The organism is Streptomyces sp. NBC_01017, assembly GCF_045162795.1.
GTDB lineage: Bacteria > Actinomycetota > Actinomycetes > Streptomycetales > Streptomycetaceae > Streptomyces > Streptomyces machairae.
Genome location: NZ_CP108683.1, coordinates 6,170,676 through 6,184,663, shown reverse-complemented (window position 1 = coordinate 6,184,663; position 13,988 = coordinate 6,170,676). Strand labels below are relative to the sequence as shown.

Here is a 13,988-nt window from a genome sequence, read left to right as displayed (position 1 = left end):
TCAGATTCCGAGTGCGGGCCGCGCCCGTTCAGGGGCGCGGGGCTGTATCGCTATGCGGCTCCGCCGCGTGGGCGCGACCAGCCCCCACGAACCCGCACCCGCCAACGGCGATCAGACACCCCTCCGGAACCGCGAAGTCCGATGCACAGGATCCGTGTCGATCTTCGGAATGACGTGCTCCCCGATCAACCGAATCGTCCGCAACGTCTCCTCCTTCGGCACCCCCACCGGCAACCCGAAGCTCAACTGATCGGCCCCGGCCTGCTCCCACCGCTTGCACTGCGTGAGCACCTCGTCCGGATCCCCGCAGATCAGCAACTCCTCTTCGATGAGCAGCTCCACGAACTCCGGCGTGTACGGCGGCAACGTCTCCGGCCACACCGGGAACCCCTCGGGCCGAGGGAACGTGTCGTGGTACCGGAACACCAGCGACGGCAGATAGTGCAGCCCGCCGTTCACGGCGGTCTCGATCGCCTCGGCATGCGTCGGCGCGCAGATCGCCGTGGTCGTCACCATCACGTTGTCGTTGACGAAGTCACCGATCGGCTCGGCGTTCACGACAGCCGTCTTGTACTGCTCCAGCACCCACTCCATGTCGGAGACCTTCTGGACGCTGAACCCGAGCACCCCGAGCCCCTTCGTCGCGGCCATGGCGTACGACGGCGGCGACCCGGCGGCGTACCACATCGCGGGGTGCGACTTCCCGTACGGCTTGGGCAGCACCTTGCGCGGCGGCAGCGACCAGTGCTTGCCCTGGAAGCCGACGTACTCGTCCTGGAGCCACATCTTGGGGAACTCGGCGACGGTCTCTTCCCAGATCTCCTTGGTGTAGTTCATATCGGTCACGCCCGGTATGAACCCGAGGATCTCGTGCGAACCCGCGCCGCGCCCGCTGCCGAACTCGAAGCGGTTCTCGGTGAGGTGGTCGAGCATGGCGACCTTCTCGGCCACCTTGACCGGGTGGTTGACCTGGGCGAGCGGGTTGAAGATGCCGGACCCCAGATGGATCCGCTCCGTGGCGTGCGCCAGGTACCCCAGGTACACGTCGTTGGCGGAGAGGTGGGAGTACTCCTCCAGGAAGTGGTGCTCCGACGCCCAGGCGTACTTGAAGCCGGACTTGTCCGCCTGGATGACGTACTCGGTCTCCTCCATCAACGCCTTGTGCTCGGCGAGCGGGTCGGTTTCGGCGCGCTTGCCCACGTATCCCTGTACAAAGAGCCCGAATTCCAAGGAGGTTCACCGTCCCCACATAGTTTCTGACGAACCGTCAGATTTACTTTCCGCCGACTGTGGCACCGCTCACGTGCACCGTCAATAGCTGACTGGTCATCAGATGAGGGTGGTACGTCAGATGACGCTCACCCCGGCCAGCCAGCCACCGTCGATCACGAACGGCTGGCCGGTGATGTACGAGGAGTCGTCCGACATCAGGAACAGCGCGAGCCGGGCCACCTCCTCCGGCCGCCCGATCCGCCCGAGCGGCACGAGCTTGCGGTACAGCCCGTCGAGGGCCTTCGAGGTCTCCTCGGGGTCCGCATCCGGGTCCAGATGGGCCGGGTTGGACATGGCGGTGTCGATCGCACCCGGGCACATCGCGTTGACCCGGATGCCGCGCGGCGCCAGCTCCAGCGCGGCGACGCGGGTGAGGCCGAGGATGGCGTGCTTGGTGGCCGCGTACGTGCCGACGGCCGCCATGCCCGTCACGGCCGTGTAGGAGGCGGTGTTCACGATGGTGCCGCCGTCCTCCATCTCGGGCGCGACCGTCTTGACGCCGAGGAAGCAGCCGACCTGGTTGACCCGCACGACCTGCATGAACTCGTCGAGGGGTGTGTCGACGAGGGAGTTGAAGCGCAGGATGCCGGCGTTGTTGACGAGCCCGTCGACCCGGCCGTACGCCCTCTTCGCGGCGGCCACCGCGGCCCGCCAGTCCGCCTCCTCCCCCACGTCGAGATGCGCGTACAGCGCGCCGATCTCCTTCGCGAGGGCCTCGCCCTGTTCGTCGAGCACATCGGCGACGACCACCTCGGCGCCCTCCTCCCGGAAGAGCCGCGCCTCCTGCTCACCCTGTCCGCGTGCCGCGCCCGTGACGATCACGACCCGGCCGTCCAGCTTGTCCATGGCTCACTCCAGTCACTGGTCGAGGTGCGGGGCGACCTCGGCCCCGAAGGCGGTGATCTGGTCCACGAGTTCGTCCCTGCTCCGGCAGCGGAAGCGCACCTGGATCTGGTGCACCCCCATCGCGCGGTACGCCCGAAGGGACTCGGCGAGCTCCTCCGACGCACCGGTGATCGTGCGCCGCCCCACCTCCCAGCCGGGCCGGCCGACGTACAGCGGCTCGGTGATGGCGCCCACGACGATCGGCTCTTCGATGCCGGCGTCGATGCGCATGCGCCGCAGCGTGGCGATCTGCTCCGGCAGCCGGTCGCGCGGGTCGCCCTGGGGCAGCCAGCCGTCGCCCTTGAGCGCGGCCCGGCGTACGGCGGCGGGCGACGAGCCGCCGACCCAGACGGGTACGCGCTGCTGGGCGGGCCGGGGCAGTTGGCCGAGCCCCTCGAAGTCGTAGAACTTCCCGTGGTGCTCGGGGAACTCCTCCGGTCCGAGGGCGGCGCGCAGGGCGTCGATCGCCTCGTCGAGGACGGCACCGCGCTGCTTGAAGTCGTGCCCGAGCGCCTCGAACTCCTCGCGCACATGCCCTGCGCCCACGCCCAGGATCAGACGCCCGCCCGACAGGTGGTCCAGCGTCGCGTACTGCTTGGCGGTGGCCAGCGGGTGGCGCAGGCCGACCACGGCGACATGGCTGAGCAGCCGGACCTGTTCGGTGACTGCGGCGAGGTGGGCGAGGGTGGCGACGGGGTCGTACCAGATGGTGCTCATCGCGGGCGCGAGGCGGCGCGGGACGCCGACGTGGTCGCAGCTCGCGATGTAGTCGAAGCCGGCCCGGTCGGCGGCGACGGCGATCGCCCTCAGGTCCCCGGGGCCGGCGGCGGCCTCCCAGGGCTCGGCGTAGATCGTGCTCTGGGACTGGACCGGGAGCTGCATCCCGAACAGCGTCCGCCCGTCCGGCGGGACTTGGATGGACACACACCCTCCTCGATCTGACGAACCGTCATATCCGTGTTCCGGGCGTCATCGTCGGGGCTGGCGCCGCAACAGACAAGGGGTGGGTGCGGAACGGCTGCGTCCGTGCGGGGCTCCCGCCGGGGCGGTGGAATGTCGCGATCTCCGTCCGATTGACCGCAATCCGTCGTGTTCGTGTCTCAGGCACGTCACCGGGTGAGGGCGGCCTGCGAGGGGTTCGTACTGGGCGGTGGCTGCTCGGGAGGTCCGGGCGCCGGGACAACGGGGAGACCGAGAATGATCCGCAACCGCATCGCCGCGATCGCCGCCACCACCGCCGCCGCGGCCCTGCTGCTGACCGCCTGCAACGGCAGCGAGAACGCCGCGTCCGCGGCCCGCGAGGGCGCCGGCTCCGCACAGGGGGGCCTGAGTTTCACCAGCGGTTCGGCCAAGCAGAACAACGCGGCCCCCGGCACCGGCGACTGGGCCAACAGCCCGGGGAAGCCGGCGAGCAGGCCGGTCGCCAAGAAGTGGGTGCAGCTGAGCGCGTCTCAGGCGGGGGACCTGAACCCCGTCGTCGTCAACGGCGCCGGCTTCACCCTCTACCGCTTCGACAAGGACACCGCGAACCCGTCCAGGTCGAACTGCTCCGGCGAGTGCGCCACCACCTGGCCGCCGGTCCTGGTCGCCCCCGGCGGCAAGATCTTCATCGACGGTGTGGACAAGTCCGACGTGGGCGTCGTCAAGCGCGACGACGGCAACCTCCAGGTGACCGTCGGCGGCTGGCCGGTCTACCGCTTCAGCAAGGATCTGGGGCCCGGCGACACCAACGGGCAGGGCGTGGGCGGGACGTGGTTCGGCGTGACGCCGGACGGCCGGAAGGCGGGGGCCGGGGAAGAGGGTGGCGACGCCGGCAGCGAAGAGGGCGGCGCCGGTGACGAGCAGGGCGATGTGGCCCCCGCGTCCAGCGTCACCCTGTCCGACGAGCGGAACTTCGGCGACCCGTCCGAGGGGCTGGCCGGCGCCGGGTGCCAGAACGTCGCCCGCGACGACTCCGCCTCCTCCCTCCAGGCCTCCGGCACCCTGAAGATCTGGTCCGAGAAGGACTGCAAGGGCGACTCCAAGGTGGTGCAGGGCAACATCGCCGACCTGGCCTCGGTCGGCTTCGACGACAGGATCTCGTCGGTGTTCCTCGGCTGACGCAGCCGGCCTGCCCATGAGTGGAAGCCGCGGTCCCGCAACCGGGACCGCGGCCCGCTCATGCCGTCCCGGGCCACAGCCCGTCGTCCGTCAGCCCCAGCAGCTCGATCGCGTTGCGCCGTACGATCCGATCGACCACGTCCGCCTCCAGGTGCCCCATCTGTGCCTCGCCGACCTCACGGGACTTCGGCCAGGTGGAGTCGGAGTGGGGGTAGTCGGTCTCGTACAGGACGTTCCCGACGCCGATCGCGTCGAGGTTCCTGAGCCCGAAGGCGTCGTCGAAGAAGCAGCCGTAGACGTGGTCGGTGAACAGCTCCGACGGCGGCCGGTGCACCTTGTCGGCGACCCCGCCCCAGCCACGGTTCTCCTCCCACACCACATCGGCGCGCTCCAGAATGTACGGAATCCAGCCGATCTGGCCCTCGGCGTACATGACCTTGAGGTTCGGGAAGCGCTCGAACTTGCCGCTCATCAGCCAGTCGACCATCGAGAAGCAGCAGTTGGCGAAGGTGATGGTGGAGCCGACGGCGGGCGGCGCGTCGGCCGAGGTGGAGGGCATCCGGCTCGACGAGCCGATGTGCATGGCGACGACGGTGCCGGTCTCGTCGCAGGCGGCGAGGAACGGGTCCCAGTAGTCGGTGTGGACGGACGGGAGCCCGAGGTGCGGGGGTATCTCGGAGAACGCGACGGCACGCACGCCGCGTGCGGCGTTGCGGCGGACCTCCGCTGCCGCCAGCTCGGCGTCCCAGAGGGGGATGAGGGTGAGCGGGATGAGACGGCCCTGCGCGGCGGGGCCGCACCACTCCTCCACCATCCAGTCGTTGTACGCCTGGACGCCCAGCAGGCCCAGCTCGTGATCCTGCGCCTCGGTGAAGGTCTGGCCGCAGAAGCGGGGAAAAGTGGGGAAACAGAGCGCGGACTGGACGTGGTTGACGTCCATGTCGGCGAGGCGGGCGGGGACGTCGTACGACCCCGGGCGCATCTGCTCGTACGTGATGACTTCGAGCTTGATCTCGTCCCTGCTGTACCCGACGGCGGTGTCGAGGCGGGTCAGCGGCCGCTGCAGGTCCTCGTACACCCACCAGTCACCGATGGGCCCGTCGTCGCCCGGCCGGCCCATGACGGGCTTGAACCGCCCGCCCAGGAAGGTCATTTCCTTCAGTGGCGCGCGGACTATCCGCGGGCCGGTGTCCTGGTACTTCTTCGGAAGCCGGTCCTGCCAGACCGTGGGCGGCTCGACCGTGTGGTCGTCGACGGAGATGATCAGGGGAAACGCGGTCTCGGTGTCCATGTCCGCCACGGTAGCGCCGATCTGACGGTCCGTCAGCTATGCAGAAGCGACCCGAGGGGCGGTGGGGCGCGGCCAACGCCGTGCGGAGAGCACGTGAGGACCTTGTGATATCCCGCGCGCCTGGCTGTGATCACCCCCTCCACAGCTGACGCATCTGCCATGAACAAGGCAAACTGGCGGGGATGTAGACGGGTCCTAGGGGGACTGCGATGGACGGGGTACCGCGAGTGCCGGAGCAGAGGCGTCCTGGCTCCTCGGCAGATACGGCGGAGCAGGCGGGGGCGCTGCGCTTCGGGGTGCTCGGTCCGGTGCGCGCCTGGCGTGGCGAGGAGCAGCTCCCCACCGGTTCCCCCCAGCAACGCGCCCTGCTCGCGGCCCTTCTGCTGCGCGAGGGCCGTACGGCGACCGCGGCGGAGCTGATCGACGCCCTGTGGGGCGAGGAGCCGCCCTCGCAGGCGCTGGCGGCGGTGCGGACGTACGCCTCCCGGCTGCGCAAGGTGCTGGACCCCGGGGTCCTGGTGAGCGAGTCCGGCGGCTACGCGGTGCGGGGCCTGGCCGAGGGTGCGCTGGATCTGGCGACGGCCCAGGAGCTGGCGGCGGAGGCGGAGAAGGCGCGGGGCGCCGGGGACCTGTGCCATGCCCGGGACGTGCTGGGGCGGGCGCTGGCGCTGTGGGACGGGGAGGTACTGGCCGGAGTTCCCGGGGCGTACGCGGAGGCCCAGCGGGTCCGCCTGGAGGAGTGGCGGCTGCAGTTGCTGGAGTCCCGCCTCGACATGGACCTGGAGCAGGGCTGCCACGCCGAGGCGGTCTCGGAACTGACGGCGCTGACGGCGGAGCACCCGCTGCGCGAGCGGCTGCGCGAGCTGCTGATGCTCGCGCTGTACCGCAGCGGGCGGCAGGCGGAGGCGCTGGCGGTGTACGCGGACACCCGCCGCCTGCTGGCGGACGAACTGGGCGTGGACCCACGCCCGGACCTGAAGGAACTCCAGCAGCGGATTCTGCAGGCCGACCCCGGCCTCGCGGAACCGTCGGCTCCGGTGGGCGACCCGCCGGTGCTGCCGGTGCGGCCCGCCCAGCTCCCGGCCACCGTGCCCGACTTCACGGGCCGCTCCGCCTTCGTCTCCGAACTGAGCGAGGTCCTCGCCTCGTCCGAGGGCCGGGTGATGGCGGTGTCGGCGCTGGCGGGCATCGGCGGGGTCGGCAAGACGACACTCGCCGTGCACGTGGCACACCAGGCCCGCTCGGCCTTCCCCGACGGGCAGTTGTACGTCGACCTTCAGGGCGCGGGCCCACGGGCAGCGGAGCCGGAGACGGTACTGGGGTCCTTCCTGCGGGCCCTGGGCACGGCGGACTCGGCCATTCCGGACTCGCTGGAGGAGCGCTCGGCCCTGTACCGCTCGGTCCTCGACGGCCGTCGCGTCCTGGTGCTGCTGGACAACGCCAGGGACGCCGCCCAGGTACGGCCCCTGCTGCCGGGCACCGAGGGCTGCGCGGCGCTGGTGACCTCGCGGGTCCGCATGGTGGACCTCGCGGGCGCCCATCTGGTCGACCTGGACGTGATGTCCCCGGACGAGGCGCTGTCCCTCTTCACGAAGATCGTCGGCGAGGAGCGGGTGGCGTCCGAGCGGGAGGCCGCGCTGGACGTCGTCGCGGCCTGCGGCTTCCTGCCGCTGGCGATCCGCATCGCCGCGTCCCGCCTCGCGGCCCGCCGCACCTGGACCGTCTCGGTCCTCGCCGCGAAGCTCGCCGACGAGCGCCGCCGGCTGGACGAGCTCCAGGCCGGCGACCTGGCGGTGAAGGCCACCTTCGAACTTGGCTACGGCGCCCTGGACCCCGCCCAGGCCCGCGCCTTCCGCCTCCTGGGCCTCGCGGACGGCCCGGACATCTCCCTGGCCGCGGCCGCGGCGGTCCTGGACCTGCCGGCGGAGGACACGGAGGACCTCCTGGAGTCCCTCGTCGACACGTCCCTGCTGGAGTCGGCGGCGGCGGGGCGGTATCGGTTCCATGATCTGGTGCGGCTCTACGCGCGTGCGTGTGCGGAGCGGGACGAGCCGCCGAGCGAGCGGGATGCGGCGTTGTCGCGGTTGCTGGACTTCTATCTGGTCACGGCGGCGGGCGTCTACGCCATCGAGCGCCCGGGGGACCGGCTGGTGGATCACCTGGCACCGACTGAGTATCCAGGGCTGACGTTTGAGGATCGGCATCACGCACGGGACTGGCTGTACGCGGAGGCGACCTGTCTGCTGGCTTGCGCGCGGCAGTCGACGGAGCCTGGCCAACTGAGGCGCGCCGTCGACCTGTTGTGGGCGGTCATCGACCTGATGGAGTCGGGTGCCAACCCCAGGGAGTACGAGGCGACAGGATCCTCCCTGCGCGCCGCAGCACACACAGCTGGTGATCAGCGTACGCAAGCCCGAGTCCTCGTCACGCTGGCCAACAGTCACAACATGTCCGGCCGCTTCGAGCTCGCGGACCAAGAGGCTGCCGAGGCCCTTCGGCTGGCGGAAGCAGCGGGTGATCCTCTGCCCCAGTGCTGGGCATCCAACATGCTTGGCATCATCGCGCTTTATCAGAGCCGGTTCGAGGACGGTGAGACGCTCCTGACCCGCGCCATCGACAGCTTCCGCTCCTGCGGAGACCGCCCCGGTGAGGCCAGCGCTCTGTGCAATCTCTCGCGGATACACCTGGCGATGGGGCACACCGCGAGTGCCGTGTCCCTGGCCCAGCAGGGCACCGACATGTATGACGCCATGGGGCACGCTCTGAAGGGTGCCAACGGCCGCTACGCGTTGGGCCTCGCGCTCACTCAGAGCGGTCAGCACGAGCAGGCCGCTGATCGTCTTGGGGAAGCTCTCGAAGTGTTCCGGGACAGTCGACAGCGGCTCTGGGAGGGCATGTCCCTTTTCCGTCTCGCCGAACTCGACCTGGTGGCCCGGCGCCCCGCCCAGGCCGCGACCAACGCGGAACTGGCGCTGACCCTTCTCCGCGGAATCGGGGGCGAGTGGCGGCGTGGAAACGTGCTCACCGTGCTCGGCCGGGCCCTGAAAGGCATCGGGCAGTCCGGCCGCGCCCAGGTCTGCTGGCAGGAAGCTCTTGAGATCTTCGACGGGCTCAAGGCCCCCGAGGCCGAGGAAGTACGAGCGCTCCTCAAGCCTCTTACCCTCGCCTGACAGCGTACGTACACGTTCATCGTTCGTTTATCGCCCCACGGCACTCTCGTCGTGTCGATCCGTCGCGTCGGGGGGCAGACGGGACGACCGGTGGCCGCACCTTATGGTGTTGCGGCCCGAAGGTGACCGGCCGGCAGTCCTCGGGGGAGTTGCCGGCCGGTCTCACCACTCACCGCACCAAGAACATTCAGGGGAGCCAGTCATGAGCAACGAGAAGAAGAAGACTGAGGCAGAGGCGCCGAACACCGAGGCCACCGAGGTGACCACGCTGAACAGCCACGCCACCAGCGAGCCGCTGAACAGCACGCTCGCCACCGACAAGGGCACCGGCGACGCCACCACCGACAACTCGCACGCCACCGGCGAGCCGACCAGCTGAAGCCTCATCTCACGGGGGATCGGCCGCGGCGGCGCGGAGGGGAGCCGCTGCGGCCGAGGTGTGTCCGGGGGCAGGTGCAGGCCAACCCATGGCGGGAACCGTTCGATCCACTCGAACCTTCGCCCCATCCGATGCCGGCGTCACCTGACACCGCCGTGGCTCCGCTGAACAACGCCATGCCGTAAAGCGACTCCTCACCGATGGGCCGAGCCCGAGCTCGGCCCATCGCCGTGTCGTCTCACCCCTCACCACCCACCTCGCACCACACCGTCTTGCCCGACTCCCCCTGCACCACACCCCACCGCAACGCCACAGCGTCCAGCAACGCCAGCCCCCGGCCGGACTCGTCATCCCCTGCGGCGTACAACAGAACGGGCCAAGCACACGGGTCAGGGTCGGCGACCTCCACCCGGATGCAAGCGCCCGCGCGAGCCACGCGCACGGAAACAGGGGTGCCCTCCCCCACATGGCGGACGACATTTCCCACCAGCTCGGTCACACACAGCTGCACCTCGCCGCCGATGTCCCCAAACCGCTCCCGCACGGCGCGCCGCAACTCGGGTACCGCCTTGGACAACGCGAGCAGATCGACCTCCAGGCCCGCATCGTTCACCGGCCGGACGCCTTGCGCAGCGCCGCGGCCAGCTGCCGTGCGGTTTCCGTGTTGCAGTTGCCGAGGGCGATCAGGCCGACCGGAGCGTGGTACGCGCCCGCGAAGGTCGGCAGGTCCACACGGAGGGACGGGAGGGTGATGTCGTGGGCGGCGAGGGCGTCGCGCAGTTCCTCGATGCAGAGGGTGATGTCGTAGGCGGTGGGGGGATTCTGACGTGGCCTCATGCACGTACGCCTTCCTGTGCACTCTGTGACGGTTCACTCACACAGTGACGCGGCGCGACGTACCGTGAAAGAGGTTCAGGTTCCCGGGCGTGAACTGTGGAACAAAGCACGGCAGTTGTGGAGTGAGGGCGGCAGATCATGGTGCGGCGCAAGGACATCGACGGCTCGGAAAGCGTCCCGTGCTTCTACGGCAAGGAGTTGCGGTGGAAGCGGGAGGAAGCAGGGCTCACACTTCAGCAGTTGGTCGAGGGCAGCTTCTACGGCCAGAGTCACCTGAGTGAGATCGAACGCGGCGAGCGCCGTATGCCACGCGATCTCGCCGAGCACGTGGACCAGGTGCTGCAGACCGACGGCTTCTTCGAACGCCGCTGCGAGGACGTGCGTAAGGCCCGACGGAAGGGCCACGCCTCGTACTTCGAGAAGGTGCTGGAGGCCGAGAAGCACGCCGAGGCCATCGAGGAGTGGTGCCCGACCCTCATCCCCGGTCTGCTTCAGACCAAGGCCTACGCCCACGCGGTCGTACGAGCGACACACCCTCTCGAAGCGCAGGAGAAGACGGACGCGAAGGTGAACGCTCGACTTGAGCGGGCGCAGCTCTTCGACGAGGACCATGCGACGCCCGAGTACTGGGCGATCCTGCACGAGTCGCTGCTGCGGCTGGCAATTCTTCCGCCGGAGCAGATGGCCGAACAGCTCGACCACATTGCTGCGTTGGCGCGTCGTCGCCGGATCACTCCACAGATTCTTCCGTGGAACTGCGGGGCGCACCCTTTCATGCTCGGCATGGCCAAGCTCATGAGCTTCCCGGATGCCCCTCCCCTCGTATACACAGAGTCCCTCCACACTGGGGACACCATCGACGATCCGGCCCTCGTGAAGGAGTACCGCAAGTCGTACGATCGGCTCAGGGCCGCCGCTCTGCCGCCGGAGGCGTCCCTCGCCATGATCGAGGAAGCGGCTGAGGACTACCGAAATGGCAAGCACCGCCTTTGACCTGAGCACTGTGCGCTGGAGGAAGAGCAGCTACAGCAACGGCAGCGGCGGAGACTGCGTCGAGGCCGCCGAGGGCCTCCCCGCCATGGTCCCCGTCCGTGACTCCAAGACGGCCGAGGAGGGCCCCGTGCTCGTGTTCCCCCTGTCCGCGTGGACGGCCTTCGTCGCGGAGATCAAGCGCTGACGCGGTGTGACTGGCAGGTCCGTGCCACGCGGGTGACGTGATGGCCCGGGGATCGGCGGCTGTGGTGGAACACAACTGCCTTTCTCCCGCTCATCTCCGGTGCCTCAGGACTTCGCCGCCGGGTTATCCACAGGGCTGGGCGGGAGTGGTCCTGCCTTCGGGACAGTGGGGGCGTGGAACGCGAGGACTTGAGGGCGCTCGTCGACGGCGGTGTGTTGCTGACCTCGCGGGCGCTGGAAGCCGGCTGGCCTCGGGCGTCCCTCTTCCGGCGGCTCCGCTCGGAGGGGTGGGCCCGCGTTCAGGGCGGGGCATGGGCAGAACCGGGGAGGGAAGTCGACCTCGTCGTACGGCTGAAGGCGGCCCAGCTGGTCAGGCGGCAGCTCGTCGTGAGCCATGGCTCGGCTGCTCGCCTTTGGCAGATCGAGACGCTGGACGGCGGGAGGCCGGGCCGCGGTAGGCCGGCCGAGGATCCACGGCGTCCATGCCCTCTGGAATTCACCGACCCCGGGCTCAGCGCCCGGCAGGGCTTCGCCGGGGTACGGGTCCACCGCATCCCCCTCCCGCAGGTCGAGGTCGTCGAGCGGTCCGGCCTGCGCGTCACCGAGGTCCCTCGCACCCTCGCCGACCTCCTCCGAGCCGGCCCGAGGGACGACGCGCTCGTTGCTGTGGAGTCCGCGCTCACCTACCGCAGGGTCGGCGGCGCACGCCGCGCCCCGCTCATCGCGCCGGCCTCCCTTGCCGTGGCCTTGGAGGCGCCGCTTCTCGGTGCCGGCAGGGCCCAGGAGTGGCTGGTGTTGCTCGACCCCCGTTCCGGCTCACCCGCGGAGACGATCGCCCGCCTGCACATGCACGACGCCGGCCTCCATCCCGAAACTCAGGTCGAGGTGCGTACCCCCGACGGCCCTCGCCGCTGTCTCGACTTTCTCTTCCGGGCCGAGGGACTGGCGATCGAGATCGAGGGCTACGCCTATCACGGCACCCGTGACGCCCATCGCCGTGACGTGGTCCGCTTCAACCAGCTCGCCCGGAGTCCGGAGGTGCGGACCCTACTGCGCTATACCGCCGAGGACGTCTTCCATCGGCCTCTACAGATGATCCGCGAGATCCGTGCCGCACTTAATGCCGGGGCAGGCCGCTTCGGGACTGGTCCGTGCGACCCGCTGGGTTGATTGGCGGATCTGTATCAGCGTGAGGCCCAATTGCCCACTCCGGCAGGATGCTCGGTGGGATTCTCCTGCCAATCGCCCCCCTCCCGACCCCGAGGGGATCCGGCGTCCGTCAAGGATCTCCGGGCCGTTCGCCCGTCCGCAACCCGCCCGTCGCACCCGCCCGCCACGCTCGGGTGCCATGGCATCCGACCAGAGCGTGCCGGCCGGTCCCGGGCGGCCGTCGGCGATTGTCAGGTTCGTCCAGTTCGTGCCGCTCGGCGCGGTGGCCGTCGTGCTGCTCGACTCCGGCACCGACTTCTTCCCCGACGACCCCGTCGAGTCGGTCGTAGGGATCGTCACGCCGACGCGGCTCGCCCTGCTGGTCGGGCTGATCGCGCTCGTCGTTCCCGTACGGGGCCGGTCGCGGGCGCGGTTGCGGGACTTCCGGACCCGACTGGACGTGCCCATCGGCCTGTTGGTCGTGGCCGCGGGGGCGGCGACGTACCACGGCGGGCAGGCGACGGCGCCGCTGCGCGGCCTGCTGACCGTCGTGTGCTGCTACTACCTGGTCGTCGGAGTGCGCCGTACGCAGACCGAGTCGTGGCGGGCGATCGGGATCCTCGCGCTGGCGGGCGTCGCGGCGGCCGCCACCACTGCCTTCTCCCAGGTGACCAACGAGACGCCGACCGGCTTCTGCCGGACCGGGCTGCTCACCGACGTCGCCTGTGACGCGGGCGGCGACGGCATCCTCATCCGGGCCACCGGGACCTTCTCCAACCCGAACCTGCTGGCCGCCTTCCTGGTGCTGCTCCTGCCGTTCGCGCTGCTCGCCGCCGTGTGCGTGGACGAGCGGACGGCCCGTACGGCGATCGTGGTGCTGGTCGTCATCGGGTACGGGGCCCTGCTGACCACCTTCTCGCGGGCCGGGTACGTCGCCGCTGCCGCCGGGCTTCTCGTGCTCGGCGGCGCCTACTGGCTGTCGCCCCGGCTCGCCGGCCGCGCCCAGCGCCGGCTGTTCGCCGCCCTGGGTGCCGTGGCCCTGTTCACCGCGGCCGGCGCCATCTGGGCCGTGTCCCGGGCCGGGAACTCACTGGGCGTGCGGGGACAGGCATGGGAAGCCGCTCTGCAGATCGCCGCCGACAACCCCCTCGGCGTCGGACTCGGCCGCTCCGGCGCCGTCATATCCGCCACCGCGCCCGGCGACCGGGTCTTCGTCCACGCACACAACCTCTGGCTCAACGGGCTGGTGGAGACGGGGCCTCTCGGGCTCCTCGCCATGACCGCCGTGGCCGTCGTCGCCCTGTCCTGCGCGGCCCGCGCCGCCCGCGCCAAGTCGGTCATCGGGACGGTCGGGCTGGCCTCGCTGACCGGGTTCTTCCTGGCGGGCATGATGGACCACCCGGCCAACCTGGACCGGATCGACGTGCTCTTCTGGTGCGTGCTCGCCGTCGTCATGGCCGAGGCGCCGGCCGGGTGGCGCCGCGGCTCCGGTGCGCCCACGACCGTGGTCCCGGCGCAGGTGAAGCGGCCCCGGCACGGGCCCCAGCGCGTCGGGGCGGCGACCTGAGGGTCGGGACTCGGGCGGCCAGAGCCTCTTGCCGGGCGACACTCCGGCTCCGATCCCCTTCCGGCCGGCCATCCCCGCCTGAGCCCACGGACGGCCCCTGCCGCCACGAGCCGCGTGCGCGTACGGCGGAGTCGATCACGTCGGGGACCTGGTCCGGCCGAC

At 70.3% G+C, this 13,988-nt stretch carries 13 protein-coding genes; 7 read left to right on the top strand and 6 right to left on the bottom strand.

Annotated features, from left to right (window positions below; translation table 11 throughout):
• Positions 1-111 precede the first annotated feature (111 nt).
• The 3 genes from OG331_RS28440 to OG331_RS28430 form a co-directional block, all read right to left on the bottom strand.
• Positions 112-1,230 (bottom strand): LLM class flavin-dependent oxidoreductase, encoded by a 1,119-nt coding sequence (locus OG331_RS28440; protein WP_406201255.1) that lies wholly within the window; start codon positions 1,228-1,230, stop codon positions 112-114.
• Positions 1,231-1,347: 117 nt separating this feature from the next.
• Positions 1,348-2,118, bottom strand: coding sequence for an SDR family NAD(P)-dependent oxidoreductase (locus tag OG331_RS28435; protein WP_406201253.1), 771 nt, complete (start codon positions 2,116-2,118; stop codon positions 1,348-1,350).
• A 12-nt stretch (positions 2,119-2,130) separates the two neighbouring features.
• Positions 2,131-3,039, bottom strand: coding sequence for an LLM class F420-dependent oxidoreductase (locus tag OG331_RS28430; RefSeq protein WP_406210327.1), 909 nt, complete (start codon positions 3,037-3,039; stop codon positions 2,131-2,133).
• A 315-nt stretch (positions 3,040-3,354) separates the two neighbouring features.
• Between OG331_RS28430 and OG331_RS28425 the strand changes: the two genes are divergently transcribed.
• Positions 3,355-4,257, top strand: coding sequence for a hypothetical protein (locus OG331_RS28425; RefSeq protein WP_406201250.1), 903 nt, complete (start codon positions 3,355-3,357; stop codon positions 4,255-4,257).
• Positions 4,258-4,315: 58 nt separating this feature from the next.
• Here OG331_RS28425 and OG331_RS28420 read toward each other — a convergent pair whose 3' ends face one another.
• Positions 4,316-5,548, bottom strand: a complete 1,233-nt coding sequence (locus tag OG331_RS28420) for an amidohydrolase family protein (RefSeq protein ID WP_406201248.1) — start codon at positions 5,546-5,548, stop codon at positions 4,316-4,318.
• 209 nt (positions 5,549-5,757) lie between these two features.
• Between OG331_RS28420 and OG331_RS28415 the strand changes: the two genes are divergently transcribed.
• A complete protein-coding gene (locus OG331_RS28415; RefSeq protein WP_406201246.1) occupies positions 5,758-8,718 on the top strand; it encodes a BTAD domain-containing putative transcriptional regulator in 2,961 nt (986 codons plus the stop codon).
• A gap of 202 nt (positions 8,719-8,920) precedes the next feature.
• Positions 8,921-9,097 (top strand): hypothetical protein, encoded by a 177-nt coding sequence (locus OG331_RS28410; protein ID WP_406201244.1) that lies wholly within the window; start codon positions 8,921-8,923, stop codon positions 9,095-9,097.
• Positions 9,098-9,335: 238 nt separating this feature from the next.
• On the opposite strand, the gene OG331_RS28405 is transcribed toward OG331_RS28410, so the two are convergent.
• On the bottom strand, positions 9,336-9,710 hold the full coding sequence (locus tag OG331_RS28405) for an ATP-binding protein (RefSeq protein ID WP_406201242.1): 375 nt from the start codon (positions 9,708-9,710) through the stop codon (positions 9,336-9,338).
• Positions 9,707-9,934, bottom strand: coding sequence for a hypothetical protein (locus tag OG331_RS28400; protein WP_406201239.1), 228 nt, complete (start codon positions 9,932-9,934; stop codon positions 9,707-9,709). The genes OG331_RS28405 and OG331_RS28400 overlap by 4 nt, the downstream gene beginning before the upstream one ends.
• 138 nt (positions 9,935-10,072) lie before the next feature.
• Here OG331_RS28400 and OG331_RS28395 point away from each other — a divergent pair, with 138 nt between their 5' ends.
• From OG331_RS28395 to OG331_RS28380, 4 genes are all read left to right on the top strand, one after another.
• Positions 10,073-10,927, top strand: a complete 855-nt coding sequence (locus OG331_RS28395) for a helix-turn-helix domain-containing protein (protein ID WP_406201237.1) — start codon at positions 10,073-10,075, stop codon at positions 10,925-10,927.
• Positions 10,908-11,111 carry a DUF397 domain-containing protein gene (locus tag OG331_RS28390; protein WP_406201235.1) on the top strand — a complete coding sequence of 68 codons (204 nt, stop codon included), beginning with the start codon at positions 10,908-10,910 and terminating at the stop codon, positions 11,109-11,111. Before OG331_RS28395 ends, OG331_RS28390 begins: the two co-directional genes overlap by 20 nt.
• A gap of 173 nt (positions 11,112-11,284) precedes the next feature.
• Positions 11,285-12,280 (top strand): endonuclease domain-containing protein, encoded by a 996-nt coding sequence (locus OG331_RS28385; RefSeq protein ID WP_406201233.1) that lies wholly within the window; start codon positions 11,285-11,287, stop codon positions 12,278-12,280.
• A 178-nt stretch (positions 12,281-12,458) separates the two neighbouring features.
• The gene (locus tag OG331_RS28380; protein WP_406201231.1) at positions 12,459-13,826 is read left to right on the top strand and encodes an O-antigen ligase family protein; all 1,368 of its coding nucleotides are present in this window, start codon (positions 12,459-12,461) and stop codon (positions 13,824-13,826) included.
• Positions 13,827-13,988 lie beyond the last annotated feature (162 nt).